Raw genomic sequence first — 17,669 nt, forward strand, 5'->3', positions numbered from 1 at the left:
TGACAAATCGTTGCCAAGTATCTTTTACACATGGCCTTTTATCAACAATTCCGCCACCTGCACTGCATTCAGCGCGGCACCTTTGCGCACGTTGTCCGCCGTCAGCCAGAGGCTGAGCTGGTGAGGATCGTCGATACCGCCGCGCACACGCCCCACGTAAACCACGTCCTGACCCACCGCGTCACCGACCGGAGTCGGGTAGTCGCCCTCTTCCACCAGCTCCAGGCCGGTCGCGGCTTCCAGGCAATCGCGAACCTGCTGCAGGTCAATGGCTTCAGCACTCTGCAGCGAAACAGTGAAACTGTCGCCGAAGAACACCGGCACTTGGATGCAACTGGCCGAGACCTTGAGTAAAGGCAGCCCGAGCAATTCGCGCAACTCGCGCACCAGACGCCGCTCCACGGCAGCATGTCCCTCTTGGTCCGGTGTGCCGACCTGAGCCAGCAGGTTGAAGGCCACCTGACGATCGTAGAAACGCGGCTCGAGCGGGCGCATGTTGAGCAGTTCGGCGGTCTGCCGCGCCAGTTCGCTGACACCCTCACGGCCCAGGGTGGACACCGCCATGCAGCCAGTGACATCGACCCGTTGCAGGGTCAGCAGCTCGCGCAGCGGCGCCAGCGCCAGCGCTACCGCCGTGGCACTCGGCCCGGGGGTGGACAACAGCAGCGGACCGTTTGCGCCAGCCAGCCCTTGCGCGTCGATTTCCGGCACCACCAGCGGCGCCTCTTGCTGGTCGAAGGTGCCGGTCAGGTCGATCACCGAGCAACCCGCCTTGACGGCGCGCAATGCGAAGCTGCGGCTCACCGCCGGGCCAGCAGCGAAGAACGCCAGGCCCACTTTGGAAAAATCGAACGCATCGACCTCTCGTACACGCAGGTTCCGGCCCTTGAACGCTACCGAACTGCCAGCAGACTCGGCACTGGCCAGCAGGTGCAATTCAGTGAGGGGAAAATCGCGCTCTTCGAGAATCTGGACAAGGGTTTCGCCGACCGTGCCAGTGGCTCCGATCACGGCAATAGCAAAGGGCTGGCTCATGGGTAGACCTCAGGCGGGAAAACGGGGGGAGCGGCACTTTACCCGCGCCATGAACGCCAGGCAATCGACAGCGCGATGCGCCTGGCTCAAGACTCCAGGCCGATGGGGAAGAATTCGCCAGCGCTCCACACACCCAGCCAGCGCTGCCCATCGAGTTCGCGCGGCACGGCCAGATCGACCAGCTGATAGAACACATTGCGATGAATCAGCGCATCCAGATTGCTGCGCACCCGCACGTAGGGAGAAGGCTCGCCAGTATGCGGGTCGCTGTGTACGCGTAGCGGGTGCTCGGGCCCCAGGTCGAATTCGTCGTCGACTTGGGTAGTCAGGCGCAGCACCTGGCTTTCGCCCGCGCCCTGCACCTGCATGGAGATTGCCACGAACGGCGCGTCGTCGACGCGGATGCCGACCTTCTCGACCGGCGTGACCAGGAACCAGTCATCCCCGTCGCGGCGCAGGATATTGGAAAACAGTTTCACCATGGCCTTGCGCCCGATCGGGGTGCCCAGGTAGTACCAGGTCCCGTCGCGGGCGATGCGCATGTCGATATCACCGCAGAATGCCGGGTTCCACAGGTGCACCGGCGCCGGCCCCCGGCCTTTGGGAAGCTGTGCCAGCAGCTCGGAAGTCTTGTCGGCGTCACTCATCCTCGACCCTTAGCGTGAAAAACCCATCAGGCTGCGAGCATATTGCTCCATGGGCGGGCCAAGCAAATCTTCGGGACGGGTGTCGTACAGCGTCAGCAAACCGCCACGACTGCGAATCCGCGCACTGTCGATCAGGTAGCGGGTACTGGTCTCGATCAGCATCATCTGAATGACACCGCTGTCGATGCCGAAGCGGTCCAGCGCCTCTTCGTCAGCCCACTGGTCCCAGGTGCCGATCCGGTCGTCGGCGCGGGCAAAACGGGTGTACAGCAGGTAATGGGCGCCGGCGCTGCGCGCCTCGGTGAGCGCTTCGTCGAGGCCCACCGGAGCACGGGCACGGCGGACCAGCGGAAAGAACTCGACGAAGTTGTTGAACGCCTCTTCAGCCACCACGTTCGGACGCGGGTAGGCCTTGCCGGGCGGCACGAACGCACCTTGGGCGATATAGATGAACGAGTCGGGCTGCAGGCGGAAGTTGGCGGTGCGTCGGGTTTCACTGTGGTCCAGCAGACCCGCATCGCTGAACTGCTCGCGCACGCCCTCCCCCATGTCGCTGACTTTCATGCAGCCACTCAGCGCGACGAACGCCAGTAGCATAACCAGGCTACGCATCATTACCCTCTTCCTCCCGTGAGCCGGTGACGAAAAACCGGCGAATGGCCGTCGGATGCAGCTTCCGCGCCATTTTTCACAAGAATGGCTTCAGACGACGGCGAAAGCCTTACTCGGCAGCCGGGTCGCGCCTGGATTCGCCGGAAACATCGCTGTCGCGCTTGCGCTTGTTGCCCATGCGCACACCGATGTCCATGAGGAAGTGGAAGAAGCCTTCCTGGTCTTCCAGCACGTTGCTCCAGAACGGCGAGTGATATAGCGCCACAGCGCCATGCACCAAGGCCCAGGCCGCGCAGTAATGGAAATAAGGCGGCACGTCTTCGAGCTTGCCTTCGTTGATACGCCCCTTGATCAGCAGGGTCAGGTGTTCGAAATTCGACGCGCGGATACGGTGCAGCTCTTCGACCATCTCCGGCACCTGGCTGCCCTTGACCACCTTTTCTTCCAGGCGGTCGAACAGCCGGTAGCGCTGTGGGTCGCGCATGCGAAATTCGAAGTAGGCGCGCGACAGGGCCTCCTTGTCCTTGTCGACATCGGCCGAGTGCAGCAGCTCGTTCAGGTCGCGCTCGTAATCGAGCATCAGCCGCAGATAGATCTCGGCCTTGGACTTGAAGTGTTTGTAGATGGTCCCTTTGCCGATGCCAACGGCATCCGCGATCATCTCGACAGTGACGCTGTCTTCACCCTGTTCCAGGAACAGTTTCAGCGCAGTATCGAGAATTTCCTGTTCACGACGGCGAAATTCACGGACCTTTCGAGGTTCTTTTTGCATGGTGAGAGGATCTGCAAGGGCCTGGATCGAAGCGACACATTATGCCTAACTGATACAAAAATGCACGAAACATCCTTTTCCAGTCATTTGGCGACGCCAGCCCTGGCTTCGCCCACGCCCGGCAAGGCTAGCGCCCGCCGCCGGCGCAGGCAACCCACACGCGATCAGTGCTCGAAAGACGGCGTCGGCGCCAGGATGAACTCCTGGTAGCCGCTGACCACCACGTAGAGGGCGAAGTAGGCAAAGATCGCAGCCGAAGCGACATAGGACCACTTCAGCATCCGCTCACCCAGCAGGCGACCACCCTGGTGGGCCACGGCGCACAGGCCGACGGACCAGACCAGCCCGGCAACGAAAAAGCCGCTCAGGAAGGCCGAGGCGCCAGCCAGGTCGGCGCCCTGTCGAGCGATGATCGCGCCACCGACTGCCGCGAACCACAGAATCGCGGTCGGCGATGACATCGCCAGGAATACCCCGCGCAGGAACAGGCTGCGATTGCTGTCGGCGCTTCGTTGCTCCTGAACCTGCAAGGCCGGCGTGGCCGACAGGGCACTGAGAATCATCTTGATGCAGAACCAGGTGAGCACCGCAGTACCCCCCAGCCACAGTACATAGCGCACCGTCTCGTACTGCAGCAGCACCGCCATGCCGGTCATGGCCAACAGCGCATAGGCCAGGTCGCCGAAGCAGGTGCCGACACCCAGCCACAAGCCCTTGGAAAAACCGCGCTGCATGGCCAGGGTCATCATCGCGATGTTGGCCAGACCGATGTCCAGGCATAACGAAAGGCTCAATAGAAAGCCGTTGGAAAACTCCATGCCACACCCTCTTGACGACCTGCAGGATCGCGAAGCGCTCGTAGCCGCCCAGACGGGCATGCTTTCATCGAGCACTGACTGTTCGTTTTAGTATTCCAAAACTGTTTAAAAAATAACCAACAGCGACTGGACGACTGACCATCCTCGGCAATACTTGAAGTGTTGGCACGCACTCCCCCCAAGTGCTGCGCCAATAAGGGCAGTCATGGATGGCGCGCCTTTGTTTTTACTCCTAATGGTCTTGGCCCGGATTCACCCCCCAGAACCCGGGTTTCTTTTTGCCCGCGATTCAGGCCTGGGGCAGGCCTACGTGGGCCAGCGGGAACAGCCGGGCGAAATTGGCCGTGGTCTGCTCGGCGAAGCGTTCGTACGATTCGCCGCGCAGCATGGCGAGGAACTCGGCGACCTCCCGCACGTACTGCGGCAGGTTGGGCTTGCCACGGTAAGGTATCGGCGCCAGATACGGCGAGTCGGTCTCTACCAACAGGCGGTCGGCCGGCACCTGGCGCGCAACGTCGCGCAGCGCATCGGCGTTGCGGAAAGTCACGATGCCCGACAGGGAAATATAGAAACCCAGGTCCAGGGCGGCCTTGGCCATCTCCCAGTCTTCGGTGAAACAGTGCAGCACACCCGCCTGTGGCAAGGCCGCCTCGCGCAGCAGCGCCAGGGTGTCGGCCCGCGCCGCACGGGTGTGCACGATGACCGGCTTGCCCGTCACGCCAGCGGCCTGCAGGTGCAGACGGAACGACGCCTGCTGCAATTCGGCGGCCTCGGGCTCGTAGTGATAATCCAGACCGGTCTCGCCAATCGCCACCACGCGGGGGTGATCCAGCTCGCGCAGCAGCCAGTCCAGGGCTGGCTCTTCGCCCGGCTTGAGGTCCAGCGGGTGGATACCCACCGAGCAATCGACATCATCGTAGCGCTCGGCCAGGCCTTTTACGGCTGCGGCGTTGTCGGCACTTACGCCGATGCACAGGAAATGGCCGACACCGCGCTCGCGCGCGGCCTGCAGTGCAGCATCCAGAGAACCCTGGTGCTGGGCCAGGTCGAGACGATCAAGGTGGCAATGGGAATCTACAAGCATGGGAAAACGCACAATCACATCGTATGGGTGGGACGGTCGGCCTTCAGGGCGCCAGCCAGGTGGGTTTCGATCAGGTTGCGGGCGGTGTTGTCACCGTCATTGAACTGCACGCCGACGCCTGCGGTACGGTTGCCCTGGGCGCCTTTGGGGGTGATCCAGATGACTCGCCCGGCCACCGGCACCTTCTCCGGCTCATCCATCAGGTTGAGCAGCATGAACACTTCATCGCCCAGCTTGTAGCTCTTGCCGGTGGGAATGAACAGGCCGCCATGCTTGATGAACGGCATGTAGGCGGCATAGAGCACCGACTTGTCCTTGATGGTCAGAGATAGAATGCCGTTACGCGGGCCGGGGTTGATCGGCAGGCTCATTGCAGCTCCTCGGAATGAAGTTCACGGCTGAGTCTACGCCTGTCCGGGCAGCGCTGCCCACTGCACCAGCAAGGCTTCGAGCAACAGCACACGGTTGAGGTTGGCCTTGGCCATGACCTTCTGACGCTGGGTCAGCACCCAGTCCTGAATGGCCAGCACCTTGTCGCGCGATGACTTCTGCGCCAGGTACTGCACCACCTTGTGCATGTCGGCCAGGCCCAGGCCACTTTCGTCCTCGGTGAGCTGATAACGCAGAATCAGGTGCGCCCAGTCACAAAACCAGTCGAACAACAGCAACAACGGAATGTCCTTCCAGCCCTCGGCGAGCTGGGTGGGCGATTGCTGCTGCTTGAGCAGCTTCTTCACACCCTCGACCACCATTGCCCGCTGCTCACTGACGCCCTGCCCGTGCAGCTTGACCGCCAGCAGCGGCGAGCCGGCCGCCAGCACCAGCAGGTCACGGCGGGCGGCTTCGTCGCAATCGGGCAGCGCGGCCTGCAACCACTCCAGGCTCATGGCTTCGCCGGGCAGGGGGCAGGCCTGCTGCACGCAACGGCTCTTGATGGTCGGCAACAGACGGCTGGGCTGGTGGCTGACCAACAGCAGCACGGTGTTGCCCGAGGGCTCTTCGAGGCTCTTCAGCAGGGCGTTGGCAGCATTGATGTTCATGGCCTCCACCGGCTCGATCAACACCACCTTGCGCCCGCCCATCTGCGCGGTCTGCACCACGAAATTGACCAGGTCGCGGACCTGGTCGACCTTGATCGGCTTGTCGTCTTCCTCGGGTTCGAGGATGAAGTTGTCCGGGTGGCTGCCAGCGGCCAGCAACTGGCAGGCCTTGCACTGCCCGCAGGCGCCCGCTGCCCCCGGCTGCTGGCATAACAGGTGAGCCATGAGGCGCTCGGCCAGGGCACGCTTGCCGATACCCGCCGGCCCATGCAACAGGTAGGCATGCGCATGCCGGGCACGTCCGGCCAACTGCTGCCAGAGCGCTGCCTGCCACGGATAGGCTTCAGCCACGAACGCGCTCCAGCATCTCGGGCAGCAAGGCGCGCAGGGCCGTCTGCACCTGTTCCAGCGACTGGGCAGCGTCGACCAGGCGATAGCGCGCCGGCTCAGCGTGCGCGCGCGCCAGGTAGGTGTTGCGTACCGCTTCGAAGAAACCGCGACCCTCCTGCTCGAAGCGGTCCAATCGACCGCGAGCTGCAGCGCGCGACAGGCCGACCTCGACCGGCAGGTCGAACACCAGGGTCAGGTCAGGACGCAGCGCGCCCTGCACGAAGTCTTCGAGAATGGCGATGCGCTCGGGAGACAGACCACGGCCACCGCCCTGATAGGCATAGGTGGCATCGGTAAAGCGGTCGCACAGCACCACCGCACCACGCGCCAGGGCCGGGCGGATGACCTCGGCCAGGTGCTGGGCACGGGCCGCAAAAACCAGTAGCAGCTCAGCGTCGGCACTCATGCTTTCTTCACTGGGCGCCAGCAGGATCTCGCGGATCCGCTCGGCCAGCGGCGTACCACCGGGCTCGCGGGTCAGCAGCACATCAACGCCCTGCTCGCGCAGCTGCGCGGCCAGGTAGTCGCGGTTGGTACTCTTGCCGGCGCCTTCCGGGCCTTCCAGGGTAATAAACAGGCCAGTCACGGGCATTCCTTGAAATTCATTGCTCGGCCGGCTCTTCGCCAGGCGCAACGGGCGCCTCGGCGGGCTCGGACAGGGTGGAAGACGATGCAGCTGGCGGCGCCTGTGGCGCCGGGCTGGAACGATAGTCGGCGCGACGTTTGAGCTGGTATTCGCGCACCGCCGCATTGTGTTCATCCAGATCGACGGAAAACACATGGCTGCCGTCGCCCTTGGCGACGAAATACAGGCTGTTGCCCTCTACCGGATGCAATGCGGCATGAATCGCCTCGCGACCGGCCATGGCGATCGGGGTCGGCGGCAGGCCAGCAATCACGTAGGTGTTGTAAGGCGTGGCTTCCTTGAGGTGGGCACGGGTGATCTTGCCGTTGTAGCGCTCACCCATGCCGTAGATCACCGTGGGGTCGGTCTGCAGCAGCATGCCGCGCTGCAGGCGCCGCACGAACACCCCGGCGATCTGCCCGCGCTCTTGCGGCACACCGGTTTCCTTCTCCACCAGCGAGGCCATGATCAGCGCCTGATAAGGGTCCTTGTAAGGCAGGTCTGGCGCACGATCACGCCATTCGTCTTCGAGCACGTCATCCAGGCGCTTGTAGGCCTGCTTGAGCAGCTCGGCATCGGTCATGCCGCGCACGTAGCGATAAGTGTCGGGGAAAAAACGCCCCTCGGGAAAGACGTCGGGGTAGCCCAGGCGCGCCATCAGCTCGCTGTCGCTGAGGCCTGCCAGAGTCTGCTCCAGCTTGGGCTGGCGTTCCAGTGCGGCGCGCACCTGACGGAAATTCCAGCCTTCGACCAGGGTCAGGCTGTACTGCACCACTTCCTTGCGCTTCCAGACCCCGAACAGGTCCTGCATGGTCATGCCCGGCGTCATGCGGTACTCGCCGCTGTGCAGCGGCTGGCCAGCCAGGTTGAAGCGCCAGTAAAGGCGCAGCAGGAAGGCGTCCTGAATCACCCCGTCGGCTTCCAGGCGGTTGAGCACGCCCGACGGCGTCGAGCCGGTGGGTACGTCGAGCAGACGCTCTTCGGTCACCTTGAGCGGCTGGTGCAGGGCCTGATTCTGCTTCCACAGCGCAAGACCTGCGCCCAGGACGGTCACGACCACTGCGACTTGCAGCAATACCAATAATTTTCGAATCACGAATCAGCCACCCAGTAGTGAGTGCGCAACAGCCTGCAGTGTACGGGTGAGCGGCCCTACCGGCCAGTTCAGGCCGGCATAGCCGCGAACGGGCCAGACACCATATACGCTGTTGCATACGAAGAGTTCGTCCGCCTGCTGCAGGTCAGACATCGACAGGTCGCGGATTTCGACCACGATCCCCAGGGTTCGTGCCTGATCGAGCAGTTCGGCACGCATCACCCCGGCCACGCCACAGCGCGCCAGGTCGGCGCTGAGCAGTTTGCCATCTCGCACCAGAAACAGGTTGCTGTACACCCCTTCGATGGGCCGCCCCGACATGTCGCGCATCAGCCCTTCGGCAAACCCGGGGTCCTGCCATTCGGCACGAGCCATGACCTGCTCCAGGCGGTTGAGGTGCTTGATACCCGCCAGCAGCGGTTGCTCGGCCAGGCGGGTCTGGCATTCGAAAAGCTGAATACCCTCCCGGGCGTGGCCGGGCGGATAGGACGCCGCTGGCGACATCTGGAGAATGCGCCTGGGCATGGCGCCGGCCAGCGGTGCATAGCCGCGCTGGCTGTCGCCGCGGGTGATGATCAGCTTCATGACGCCGTCGCCTGCCTGTGCGGCAAAGCGGGTCATCTCGTCGCGAATCAGCGCCAGGTCCAGATCGATGGCCAGGCGTTCGCAGGAGGATTGCAAGCGCTGCAGGTGCCGCTCGAACAGCAACGGCACGCCGGCCTTTACGGCGAGGGTTTCGAATACCCCGTCGCCATAGGCCAGGCCCCGGTTACCCAGGGCCAGGCTGTCAGCAGCCAGGCCGTCGACCCACGCGGGCATCACTCGCTGAACCGACGGAACACCAGGGAGCCGTTGGTGCCGCCAAATCCGAAGGAGTTGGACAGCACGACATCGATCGGCATCTGCCGGGCTTCGTGCGGCACGAAGTCCAGGTCGCAGCCTTCGCCAGGCTCGTCGAGGTTGATGGTCGGCGGTGCAACCTGGTCGAGCAGGGCCAGCACGCTGAAAATCGCCTCGACCGCACCGGCGGCACCCAGCAGGTGACCGGTCATCGACTTGGTAGAGCTGACCGCCAGCTTCAGCGCATGATCGCCGAACACGCTCTTGATCGCCTGGGCTTCGGCCAGGTCACCGGCCGGGGTCGAGGTGCCATGGGCGTTGATGTACTGCACCTGCTGTGGGTCGATGCGTGCGTCACGCAGCGCATTGACGATGCAGCGCGCAGCACCGGCACCGTTGTCCGGCGGCGAAGTCATGTGGAAGGCGTCGCCGCTCATACCGAAGCCCACCAGTTCGGCGAGGATGGTCGCACCACGCGCCTTGGCGTGTTCGAGTTCTTCCAGAACCATGGCGCCGGAGCCGTCGGACAGCACGAAGCCATCACGGTCCTTGTCCCACGGACGGCTGGCGCGAGCCGGCTCATCATTGCGGGTCGACAAGGCGCGCGCTGCGCCGAAACCGCCCATGCCCAGCCCGCAGGCGGCCATCTCGGCGCCACCGGCGATCATCACGTCGGCCTCGCCATAGGCGATGTTGCGCGCGGCCATGCCGATGCAGTGGGTACCGGTGGTGCAGGCGGTGGAAATGGCGTAGTTAGGCCCCTGTGCACCCAGGTGGATGGACAGGAAACCGGAAATCATGTTGATGATCGAGCCTGGCACGAAGAACGGCGAAATCCGCCCCGGCCCCTGCTCGTGCAGCAGACGGCTGCTGGCCTCGATGTTGGTCAGGCCACCAATGCCCGACCCCATGGCGACACCTACACGCTCACGATTGGCGTCGGTGACTTCCAGTCCGGCATTGCGCACCGCCTGGAAACTGGCCGCCAGGCCGTATTGAATGAACAGGTCGAGCCGCCGCGCCTCCTTGGGCGCCAGGTACGGGCTGACATCGAACCCTTTGATGGAACCACCGAAACGAGTGGTGAAAGCCGACAGGTCGGTGTGCTCGATCAGACCGATGCCACTCTGCCCTGCCAGAATGCCTTGCCAACTGCTGGGCACATCATTGCCCAGTGGCGATATCATTCCCATCCCGGTGACCACGACGCGTCTACGCGACACAGGACTCTCCTTCTCTCTCGTTGGCGAAACATCTTCATCTTTTTAAAGAAAAAACCGCACGCCGGTAAGCAGTGCGGTTTTCCCATGACAGCAATCAGCGATTACGAAAAATCAGGCCTGGTGGCTGTTCACGTAGTCGATGGCAGCCTGAACGGTGGTGATCTTCTCGGCTTCTTCGTCAGGGATTTCGGTCTCGAATTCCTCTTCCAGAGCCATCACCAGCTCAACGGTGTCCAGGGAGTCAGCGCCCAGGTCTTCAACAAAAGAAGATTCAGGTTTTACTTCTTCTTCTTTGACGCCAAGTTGCTCGGCAACGATTTTCTTGACGCGTTCTTCGATGGTGCTCATACCTAGTTTTAACTCCTAGTGGAAATGTTCAGGCATCTGGCCGGTGGGTAAGTGTATAGAAGAGGTTTTGCGCTTTTCAAGCTCAAAGCTCCCCTCCGGCTCCCCAGCGACCACAGGCCTATGAAAAGATTGCAGCTTTATAACGGATTTTAGTCAGCCCGTATGACATTTTTCTGAAACGAACCGACAAAAAGCCGTTTTACATGTACATACCGCCGTTGACCGGAATGGTGGCCCCGGTCACGTAACCTGCACCTTCGGACGCCAGGAAAGCCACCACATTGGCGATTTCCTGTGCCTGGCCCAGACGCCCCAGGGGAATCTGGGTCAGCAGGGCTTCGCGCTGGGTTTCAGGCAGCTCGCGAGTCATATCGGTGTCGATGAAGCCTGGCGCCACCGCATTCACGGTCACTGCACGCGAACCCAGCTCACGCGCCAGGGCACGACTGAAACCTTCCAGCCCTGCCTTCGCGGAAGCGTAGTTTACTTGACCGACGTTGCCCATGGCACCGACAACCGAACCGATATTGATGATCCGGCCCCAACGCGCCTTGGTCATGCCGCGCAGTACACCCTTGGACAGGCGGTACAGGCTGTTGAGGTTGGTGTCGATGACGTCGTTCCACTCGTCGTCTTTCATGCGCATCATCAGGTTATCCCGGGTGATGCCGGCATTGTTGACCAGGATCAACGGGGCGCCGACGCGCTCGGCGATGGTCGCCAGCACGGCGTCCACGGACTCGGCTTTGCAAACGTCCAGCGCCAGGCCAAAGCCCTCGACGCCGTTTTCCTTGAGGGTCGCGGTGATGCGCTCTGCACCGGCCTCAGACGTGGCGGTGCCAACGACTACGGCACCGTTGCGGCCCAGCTCCAGGGCGATGGCCTGGCCGATACCACGGCTGGCACCGGTCACCAGTGCAACTTTACCTTGCAGACTCATGCAGGTTTCTCCTTTGTTCAGGCCAGTGCCGCACGGATGGCGGCAAAGGCGTCAGGGTCAGGGGTATCCAGGTTATAGGTCACCACGCCATCGGCGCAGCGCTTGTTCAGACCGGCAAGCACCTTGCCGGGACCACATTCCACCAGTTGGGTCGCACCCAGGCCGGCCAGGCACTGAATGGACTCCACCCAACGAACAGGCTTGTACAGCTGCTCGAGCAGATCACGCTTGAGGGTCGCCAGATCGCTTACGGCGGCGGCACTGACATTCTGCACCAGGGCGATCTGCGGCTCTTGCCAGTCGATGGCCTCGACCGATGCAGCGAAGCGCTCGGCAGCCGGGCGCATCAGCTCGCAGTGCGACGGCACGCTGACCGGCAGCGGCAGGGCACGCTTGGCGCCACGCGCCTTGCACAGTTCGATGGCTCGCGCCACCGCATCGGCGGCACCGGCGATGACCACCTGGCCCGGCGAGTTGAAATTCACCGCGCTGACCACCTGACCCTGAGCCGCTTCGGCGCAGGCGGCACGCACGTCGTCGTCACTCAGGCCGAGAATCGCTGCCATGCCACCCTGCCCGGCCGGCACGGCTTCCTGCATCAGCTGACCACGACGCTCGACCAGCTTGACGGCGTCTTCCAGTGCCAGGCTGCCAGCGGCCACCAGGGCGCTGTACTCACCCAGGCTGTGGCCGGCGACATAGGCCGGCACCGCACCGCCTTCGGCGAGCCACACATGCCACAACGCGATGGATGCAGTGAGGATCGCCGGTTGGGTCTTGTCGGTCTGGTTGAGCTGTTCGGCAGGCCCCTGCTGGGTCAAGGCCCACAGGTCGTAACCCAGGGCGTCGGACGCCTGCTCGAAGGTATCGAGGATCAACGGATGCTGCACCGCTTGATCGGCGAGCATGCCGAGCGATTGCGATCCTTGACCCGGGAAGACGAATGCGAGGGATGCAGACATGTTACAGGCCCCTGATTGGTTTTCTTGAAATGCGCCTCCGGCCTTGCCGGCGGCAGTGATTCGATTGCTTATGACTGACGTTTGGATGACGCTCTGGCAGGCAGCGTCACATTTTAGACGGTCCCGGCAATAACGCCTCCAGTCGCCCGCGCAAGCGTTGCGGCAGGTTTTCCCGCACCTGGGTCACGGTACGCTGGATCGCACTCTGCAAGCCGTCGACGCCCGCCGCCCCGTGACTCTTCACCACGATGCCCTGCAGGCCCAGCAGGCTGGCGCCATTGTGCCTTGCCGGTGCCAGCTCGCCGCGCAGGCGGCGCAGCACCGGCAAGGCCAGCAGCCCGGCGGCACGCCCCAGCAGGCCCTGGGTGAACAGGGTTTCGATACGCTCGGTAATCATGGTCGCCAGGCCCTCGCTGGACTTGAGCAGCACGTTACCGACGAAACCGTCGCACACCACCACGTCCGCTTCGCCCCGATACAGGCCGTCACCTTCGACGAAACCAATGTAGTTGAGCCCCTGGGCCTGCTGCAGCAGCGCTGCCGCCTGCCTGACCTGCTGATTGCCCTTGATGTCCTCGGTACCGACATTGAGCAGCGCGACCCGGGGCCGGTCCACCCCCGCCGCCTCGGCAGTCACCGCCCCCATCACCGCGAACTGATAGAGATTCTCCGCCGTACAATCGACGTTCGCCCCAAGGTCCAGCAGATGGCAATGTCCGGCTCGGGTCGGAATGGCGGCCACCATGGCCGGGCGGTCGATGCCCGGCAGGGTCTTGAGCACGAAGCGCGACAGGGCCATCAGCGCCCCCGTGTTGCCGGCACTGACGCAGGCCTGTGCCTGACCGTCAGCCACCAGGCCGAGCGCCACGCGCATCGAGGAGTCGGGCTTGCCACGCAGCGCCTGGGAGGGCTTTTCGTCCATCGTGACGACCTCGCTGGCATGCACGACGTGCAGGCGCGCGCGATCCACGCCAGGATGACGGGATATCAGGTCTTCGATCAGGGGAGCTTGGCCGACAAGGGCCAGGTGAAGCGAGGGGGTAGAAGCGAGACAGGCAAGACTAGCCTGGACAATGCTGCGGGGACCGAAGTCCCCGCCCATTGCGTCGATCGCGATGATCGGAGCGGACAAGAAATTACTCGTCAGCGCCCTTGTCGATCACTTTGCGGCCACGGTATACGCCTTCTGGCGAAACGTGGTGGCGCAGGTGAACTTCGCCAGTGGTTTTTTCCACGGACAGAGCGTTCGCTTCGAGAGCGTCGTGCGAACGACGCATGTCACGAGCAGAGCGGGATTTTTTGTTCTGTTGAACAGCCATAGTTAACTCCTAAACGTTTGGGTCACGCTTTAATTGCGCCAATACACTGAACGGGTTGGACCGTGCTACCTCGTCCACGCTCGGTTCGGGCTCATCGAGACCCGCCGGTTGCTGGCATTCTTCAGGATGATGAGCAGGCACAATCGGCAAGGCGAGCAGCAGCTCATCCTCGATCAATGCCAGCAGATCCAAAGGATCCTCGCCCAGTTCCAACACGTCATAGCCTTTCGGCAACGATTGGGTGTTCGCACCCTCCTTCACCACCACGTAAGTACATTCACTGTGGATCGGCAGGGTAACCTGCTCGAGACAACGCTGGCAGACCATCTTCACGGTAACGTCGAGGTGGCTGTGGAAAACCACGGCCCGGCGCTCGTCCCGTTCGAAGGCGAACCTGGCCTGCACCACACCGGCGTCATCGGCCAGCGGGTCACAGAGTCTCTGCAAGCCGGCCAGCTGCACTTCACCCTCTAGGGTCGTGCCGCGATCAGCCAGTTTGCGCGGGTCAATATGAGATGGAATCGGGTCATTCAACATAGGCGCAGCATTCTAGGGATGCCCCCTTGGCATGTCAAAGGAAATTCGGGCCTGTTCGCCTGCGTGCACGCTCATTAGAATCATCGCTCAGCCCAAGGAGATCCGCATGCCTTCCCTGCTTCTCGCCTCCAGCTCGCCCTACCGCCGCGAACTGCTCGCCCGCCTGCGCCTGCCATTCACCTGCAGCTCGCCCGACATCGACGAAAGCCGCCAGCCGGGCGAAGACGCTACGGCTCTGGTACAGCGTCTGGCACGGCAGAAGGCCCAGGCCCTGGCGGACCGCCACCCCGACCACCTGATCATCGGCTCGGATCAGGTCGCCGTGCTGGACGGCGAAATACTCGGCAAACCCCACGATTTCGAGCGCGCCCTGGCGCAGCTGTCTGCTGCCAGCGGCAAGAGCGTGAGCTTCCTCACGGGCCTGGCACTGCTCAATACCCGCACCGGCCAGTGTCAGGTCGACTGCGTGCCCTTTACCGTGCACATGCGGCAATTGGACGCTGCCACCCTTGAACGCTACCTGCGCGCCGAACAACCCTACGACTGCGCTGGCAGCTTCAAGGCCGAAGGCCTGGGCGTCAGCCTGTTTCGCAGCACGGAAGGCAGCGATGCCACCAGCCTGGTCGGCCTGCCACTCATCCGCCTTGTGGACATGCTAATAAAGGAAGGCGTGAGCATTCCCTGAGCATGAAAAAACCCGACGAAAGGTCGGGTTTTTCTACAGCGCTACAGCCCTTAACGCAAAGCAGGTCCGCTGAAGCCTGCCCACATCGCCAGGCGCTCGGCCATGCTGGCTCCCAGCTTCTTGGAGAAGCGGTCGAACGGCGACTCCTGCACGGTGAAATCGACGATATCCTTGGCGCCGATCACTTCGCGGGCGACATAGCTGGAGCTGCCCAGGGCATCTACCAGACCTAGGCCGACGGCCTGCTCGCCAGTCCAGACCAGCCCCGAGAACAGCTCGGGATGCTCCTTGTCCTTGAGACGCTCGCCACGCCCCTGCTTGACGCTGGCGATGAATTGCCGATGCGTGGTGTCCAGCACACCCTGCCAGAAGCGGGTTTCATCTTCCTTGGGCGGCTGGAAGGGATCGAGGAACGCCTTGTGCTCACCCGACGTGTAGGTACGACGATCGACGCCCAGCTTCTCCATGGCACCGACGAAGCCGAAGCCGGCTGCCGTCACACCGATGGAGCCGACCAGGCTGGCCTTGTCGGCGTAGATCTGATCGGCTGCGCTGGCGATGTAGTAGGCACCGGAGGCACCGAGGTCGGTGATCACTGCGTACACCTTGATCGCCGGCTTTTCGGCACGCAGGCGGCGAATTTCATCGTACACATAGCCCGACTGCACCGGACTGCCGCCAGGACTGTTGATGCGCAGGATCACACCCTTGGTCTTGCTGTCTTCGAAGGCCGCACGCAGCGCACCCACGATATTGTCAGCACTGGCCGACTCCTTGTCGGCGATCATGCCCTGCACGTCGATCAACGCCGTATGCTCGGTGCCGCGCGCGGCCTTGGTCTCCGAGAGCAGCGGCGTGAACAGCAGCAGCGCGCCGAACAGGTAGGCAAAGGTCAGGAACTTGAAGAAAATCCCCCAGCGCCGCGACCGGCGCTGTTCCTGGATACCGGCCTGCAGAGTCTTTTCCAGCAGCTTCCAACTCTTGGCATCTTCCGCCGCCCCACCACTCTGCGAGTCTGGCGCCTTCCATTGATCAGACATTTCTCACTCACCTCGACTGCAAGACGTTCAGGGCCTGCCCAACCAGACACCCAACTCGGAAAAGTGTTCGATGGCCAGTTGCGGACCGAACTCACGCAATGAATCCAGCGACTGCGCACCATAGCCCACCGCCACGCTGTGCATACCCGCATTGCGCGCCATCAGCAGGTCGAAGGACGAATCACCGATCATCAGCGAGCGCTCGGCCGGCACATCGCAATGCGCCATGATTTCATGCAGCATCAGCGGGTCCGGCTTGCTGGCGGTTTCATCGGCAGCACGCGTGATGTCGAAGAACTCCCGCCAGCCGTGCGCCTCGAGCACCCGATCCAGGCCACGCCGGGCCTTGCCAGTGGCCACCGCCAGGCGATAGCCCTGCTCGCGGAACGCATGGATCGACTCCAACACGCCCTCGAACAGCGGCGAGGCCACTTCATCCATGGCCATGTAGCTGTCGACATAGCGCTGACGGAACGCCAGCAGCGCATCGGGGGTGAAGTGCGGGTACAGGGTACGAATGGCTTCGGGCAGGCCCAGACCGATGATGCCCTTGATGGCCTCGTCGTCACGCACCGGCACATCGCCATTGATGGCCGCTTCGCGCATGGCCTGGACGATGCGACCAATGGAGTCGGCCAGCGTGCCGTCCCAGTCGAAGATCAGCAGATCGTAATTACGGCGCACTCAGACGCTCCACGGTCTTGGCCCACATCTCGTCGACAGGGGCCTGCAGTTCGAGTTTGCCGCCATCGGGCAGCGGCACGGTCAACATGTAGGCGTGCAGGAACAGGCGCTTGCCGCCCAGCTCGCGGATCTCGCGGGAAAAATCTTCATCGCCGTACTTGGGATCGCCAGCGATCGAATGCCCCGCATGCAGGGTATGCACACGGATCTGGTGGGTGCGCCCGGTTACCGGCCGCGCCTCGACCATCGTGGCGAAGTCACCGAAGCGGCGCAGCACCTTGAACAGCGTCAGCGCCTCCTTACCTTCGTCGTTGACCTCGACCATGCGCTCGCCGGAACGCAGGTTGCTCTTGAGCAGCGGCGCGCGCACTTGCTTGCAGGATGTCGCCCAATGGCCGCGCACCAGCGCCATGTAGCGCTTGTCGACACCGTCGCCGCGCAGGGCTTCGTGCAGATGGCGCAGCATGCTGCGCTTCTTGGCGATCATCAGCAGACCAGACGTGTCGCGGTCCAGGCGATGCACCAGCTCCAGCTCCTTGGCGTCGGGGCGCAGCTGACGGAAGGCTTCGATCACGCCAAAGTTCAGGCCACTGCCACCATGCACGGCAATACCGGCCGGTTTGTTGAGCACGATGAGTGCCTTGTCCTCGTGAACGATGGCCGCTTCCAGGCGCTGCAGCAGGCCCTGGGCGACCGGCACCGGCTCGTCGCGCTCGGGCACGCGCACCGGCGGAATGCGCACGATGTCGCCCGCCTGCAGTTTGTACTCCGGCTTGGCGCGCCCCTTGTTCACTCGCACTTCGCCCTTGCGCAGGATGCGGTAGACCAGGGTCTTGGGTACGCCCTTGAGGTACGTGATCAGGAAGTTATCGATGCGTTGACCGGCATATTCCGGGGCAACCTCGACCAGCTGAACGCCGGGGGTTGGGGGGGTGTTAGTCGTCATGCGGCGAATCATAACAATTTTTTATG

The 17,669-nt window shown here is 63.0% G+C and carries 22 protein-coding genes; 1 reads left to right on the forward strand and 21 read right to left on the reverse strand.

Annotated features, from left to right (window positions below; all coding sequences use genetic code 11):
• Window positions 1–24: 24 nt before the first annotated feature.
• From QZ497_RS11080 to QZ497_RS11165, 18 genes are all read right to left on the reverse strand, one after another.
• Window positions 25–1,035 (reverse strand): aspartate-semialdehyde dehydrogenase, encoded by a 1,011-nt coding sequence (locus tag QZ497_RS11080; RefSeq protein ID WP_295474382.1) that lies wholly within the window; start codon window positions 1,033–1,035, stop codon window positions 25–27.
• An 86-nt stretch (window positions 1,036–1,121) separates the two neighbouring features.
• Entirely contained in the window at window positions 1,122–1,682 is a 561-nt protein-coding gene (locus QZ497_RS11085) for a DUF1285 domain-containing protein (protein ID WP_295474385.1), read from the reverse strand.
• A gap of 9 nt (window positions 1,683–1,691) precedes the next feature.
• Complete coding sequence (locus QZ497_RS11090) at window positions 1,692–2,294, reverse strand: DUF4823 domain-containing protein (RefSeq protein ID WP_295474388.1); 603 nt, start codon at window positions 2,292–2,294, stop codon at window positions 1,692–1,694.
• A gap of 109 nt (window positions 2,295–2,403) precedes the next feature.
• Window positions 2,404–3,066 carry a TetR/AcrR family transcriptional regulator gene (locus QZ497_RS11095; protein ID WP_295474391.1) on the reverse strand — a complete coding sequence of 221 codons (663 nt, stop codon included), beginning with the start codon at window positions 3,064–3,066 and terminating at the stop codon, window positions 2,404–2,406.
• 164 nt (window positions 3,067–3,230) lie between these two features.
• On the reverse strand, window positions 3,231–3,884 hold the full coding sequence (locus QZ497_RS11100) for a LysE family transporter (protein WP_295474394.1): 654 nt from the start codon (window positions 3,882–3,884) through the stop codon (window positions 3,231–3,233).
• 289 nt (window positions 3,885–4,173) lie between these two features.
• Complete coding sequence (locus tag QZ497_RS11105; RefSeq protein ID WP_295474397.1) at window positions 4,174–4,968, reverse strand: TatD family hydrolase; 795 nt, start codon at window positions 4,966–4,968, stop codon at window positions 4,174–4,176.
• Between the two features lie 14 nt (window positions 4,969–4,982).
• Entirely contained in the window at window positions 4,983–5,339 is a 357-nt protein-coding gene (locus tag QZ497_RS11110; RefSeq protein WP_295474400.1) for a PilZ domain-containing protein, read from the reverse strand.
• 33 nt (window positions 5,340–5,372) lie between these two features.
• Complete coding sequence (locus tag QZ497_RS11115) at window positions 5,373–6,359, reverse strand: DNA polymerase III subunit delta' (RefSeq protein WP_295474402.1); 987 nt, start codon at window positions 6,357–6,359, stop codon at window positions 5,373–5,375.
• The gene (tmk, locus tag QZ497_RS11120; protein WP_295474405.1) at window positions 6,352–6,984 is read right to left on the reverse strand and encodes a dTMP kinase; all 633 of its coding nucleotides are present in this window, start codon (window positions 6,982–6,984) and stop codon (window positions 6,352–6,354) included. The genes QZ497_RS11115 and tmk overlap by 8 nt, the downstream gene beginning before the upstream one ends.
• Window positions 6,985–7,000: 16 nt before the next feature.
• Window positions 7,001–8,119 carry an endolytic transglycosylase MltG gene (mltG, locus tag QZ497_RS11125; protein WP_295474408.1) on the reverse strand — a complete coding sequence of 373 codons (1,119 nt, stop codon included), beginning with the start codon at window positions 8,117–8,119 and terminating at the stop codon, window positions 7,001–7,003.
• 3 nt (window positions 8,120–8,122) lie between these two features.
• Complete coding sequence (gene pabC, locus QZ497_RS11130; RefSeq protein WP_295474411.1) at window positions 8,123–8,938, reverse strand: aminodeoxychorismate lyase; 816 nt, start codon at window positions 8,936–8,938, stop codon at window positions 8,123–8,125.
• Window positions 8,938–10,182: a beta-ketoacyl-ACP synthase II gene (gene fabF / locus QZ497_RS11135; RefSeq protein WP_295474414.1), complete on the reverse strand. Its 1,245-nt coding sequence runs from the start codon at window positions 10,180–10,182 to the stop codon at window positions 8,938–8,940. Before fabF ends, pabC begins: the two co-directional genes overlap by 1 nt.
• A gap of 111 nt (window positions 10,183–10,293) precedes the next feature.
• The gene (gene acpP / locus QZ497_RS11140; protein WP_295474417.1) at window positions 10,294–10,530 is read right to left on the reverse strand and encodes an acyl carrier protein; all 237 of its coding nucleotides are present in this window, start codon (window positions 10,528–10,530) and stop codon (window positions 10,294–10,296) included.
• Window positions 10,531–10,729: 199 nt separating this feature from the next.
• Window positions 10,730–11,470: a 3-oxoacyl-ACP reductase FabG gene (fabG, locus tag QZ497_RS11145; protein ID WP_295474420.1), complete on the reverse strand. Its 741-nt coding sequence runs from the start codon at window positions 11,468–11,470 to the stop codon at window positions 10,730–10,732.
• A 17-nt stretch (window positions 11,471–11,487) separates the two neighbouring features.
• Window positions 11,488–12,432 carry an ACP S-malonyltransferase gene (gene fabD, locus QZ497_RS11150; RefSeq protein ID WP_295474423.1) on the reverse strand — a complete coding sequence of 315 codons (945 nt, stop codon included), beginning with the start codon at window positions 12,430–12,432 and terminating at the stop codon, window positions 11,488–11,490.
• A 106-nt stretch (window positions 12,433–12,538) separates the two neighbouring features.
• The gene (gene plsX / locus QZ497_RS11155; RefSeq protein WP_295474426.1) at window positions 12,539–13,564 is read right to left on the reverse strand and encodes a phosphate acyltransferase PlsX; all 1,026 of its coding nucleotides are present in this window, start codon (window positions 13,562–13,564) and stop codon (window positions 12,539–12,541) included.
• A gap of 4 nt (window positions 13,565–13,568) precedes the next feature.
• Window positions 13,569–13,751, reverse strand: a complete 183-nt coding sequence (gene rpmF / locus QZ497_RS11160; RefSeq protein ID WP_009406838.1) for a 50S ribosomal protein L32 — start codon at window positions 13,749–13,751, stop codon at window positions 13,569–13,571.
• Between the two features lie 9 nt (window positions 13,752–13,760).
• Window positions 13,761–14,288 (reverse strand): YceD family protein, encoded by a 528-nt coding sequence (locus QZ497_RS11165; protein ID WP_295474432.1) that lies wholly within the window; start codon window positions 14,286–14,288, stop codon window positions 13,761–13,763.
• A 106-nt stretch (window positions 14,289–14,394) separates the two neighbouring features.
• Between QZ497_RS11165 and QZ497_RS11170 the strand changes: the two genes are divergently transcribed.
• The gene (locus QZ497_RS11170) at window positions 14,395–14,973 is read left to right on the forward strand and encodes a nucleoside triphosphate pyrophosphatase (RefSeq protein ID WP_295474435.1); all 579 of its coding nucleotides are present in this window, start codon (window positions 14,395–14,397) and stop codon (window positions 14,971–14,973) included.
• A 50-nt stretch (window positions 14,974–15,023) separates the two neighbouring features.
• Here the strand turns inward: QZ497_RS11170 and QZ497_RS11175 are convergent, their stop codons facing one another.
• From QZ497_RS11175 to rluC, 3 genes are read right to left on the reverse strand one after another with little or no spacing between them, the layout of a single operon-like run.
• Window positions 15,024–16,013 (reverse strand): S49 family peptidase, encoded by a 990-nt coding sequence (locus QZ497_RS11175; RefSeq protein WP_295474438.1) that lies wholly within the window; start codon window positions 16,011–16,013, stop codon window positions 15,024–15,026.
• Window positions 16,014–16,040: 27 nt separating this feature from the next.
• The gene (locus QZ497_RS11180) at window positions 16,041–16,697 is read right to left on the reverse strand and encodes an HAD-IA family hydrolase (RefSeq protein WP_295474441.1); all 657 of its coding nucleotides are present in this window, start codon (window positions 16,695–16,697) and stop codon (window positions 16,041–16,043) included.
• Window positions 16,687–17,643: a 23S rRNA pseudouridine(955/2504/2580) synthase RluC gene (gene rluC, locus QZ497_RS11185; RefSeq protein ID WP_295474444.1), complete on the reverse strand. Its 957-nt coding sequence runs from the start codon at window positions 17,641–17,643 to the stop codon at window positions 16,687–16,689. The genes QZ497_RS11180 and rluC overlap by 11 nt, the downstream gene beginning before the upstream one ends.
• Between the last annotated feature and the right edge of the window lie 26 nt (window positions 17,644–17,669).

It is taken from the genome of uncultured Pseudomonas sp., from assembly GCF_913777995.1.
In the GTDB taxonomy this organism is placed as follows: domain Bacteria; phylum Pseudomonadota; class Gammaproteobacteria; order Pseudomonadales; family Pseudomonadaceae; genus Aquipseudomonas.

Coding starts and splice junctions, on each gene's coding strand:
- QZ497_RS11080 (WP_295474382.1), bottom strand. CDS start 1,035: ATGAGCCAGCCCTTTGCTATTGCCGTGATCGGAGCCACTGGCACGGTC.
- QZ497_RS11085 (WP_295474385.1), bottom strand. CDS start 1,682: ATGAGTGACGCCGACAAGACTTCCGAGCTGCTGGCACAGCTTCCCAAA.
- QZ497_RS11090 (WP_295474388.1), bottom strand. CDS start 2,294: ATGCGTAGCCTGGTTATGCTACTGGCGTTCGTCGCGCTGAGTGGCTGC.
- QZ497_RS11095 (WP_295474391.1), bottom strand. CDS start 3,066: ATGCAAAAAGAACCTCGAAAGGTCCGTGAATTTCGCCGTCGTGAACAG.
- QZ497_RS11100 (WP_295474394.1), bottom strand. CDS start 3,884: ATGGAGTTTTCCAACGGCTTTCTATTGAGCCTTTCGTTATGCCTGGAC.
- QZ497_RS11105 (WP_295474397.1), bottom strand. CDS start 4,968: ATGCTTGTAGATTCCCATTGCCACCTTGATCGTCTCGACCTGGCCCAG.
- QZ497_RS11110 (WP_295474400.1), bottom strand. CDS start 5,339: ATGAGCCTGCCGATCAACCCCGGCCCGCGTAACGGCATTCTATCTCTG.
- pabC (WP_295474411.1), bottom strand. CDS start 8,938: ATGCCCGCGTGGGTCGACGGCCTGGCTGCTGACAGCCTGGCCCTGGGT.
- acpP (WP_295474417.1), bottom strand. CDS start 10,530: ATGAGCACCATCGAAGAACGCGTCAAGAAAATCGTTGCCGAGCAACTT.
- fabG (WP_295474420.1), bottom strand. CDS start 11,470: ATGAGTCTGCAAGGTAAAGTTGCACTGGTGACCGGTGCCAGCCGTGGT.
- fabD (WP_295474423.1), bottom strand. CDS start 12,432: ATGTCTGCATCCCTCGCATTCGTCTTCCCGGGTCAAGGATCGCAATCG.
- rpmF (WP_009406838.1), bottom strand. CDS start 13,751: ATGGCTGTTCAACAGAACAAAAAATCCCGCTCTGCTCGTGACATGCGT.
- QZ497_RS11165 (WP_295474432.1), bottom strand. CDS start 14,288: ATGTTGAATGACCCGATTCCATCTCATATTGACCCGCGCAAACTGGCT.
- QZ497_RS11170 (WP_295474435.1), top strand. CDS start 14,395: ATGCCTTCCCTGCTTCTCGCCTCCAGCTCGCCCTACCGCCGCGAACTG.
- QZ497_RS11175 (WP_295474438.1), bottom strand. CDS start 16,013: ATGTCTGATCAATGGAAGGCGCCAGACTCGCAGAGTGGTGGGGCGGCG.
- rluC (WP_295474444.1), bottom strand. CDS start 17,643: ATGACGACTAACACCCCCCCAACCCCCGGCGTTCAGCTGGTCGAGGTT.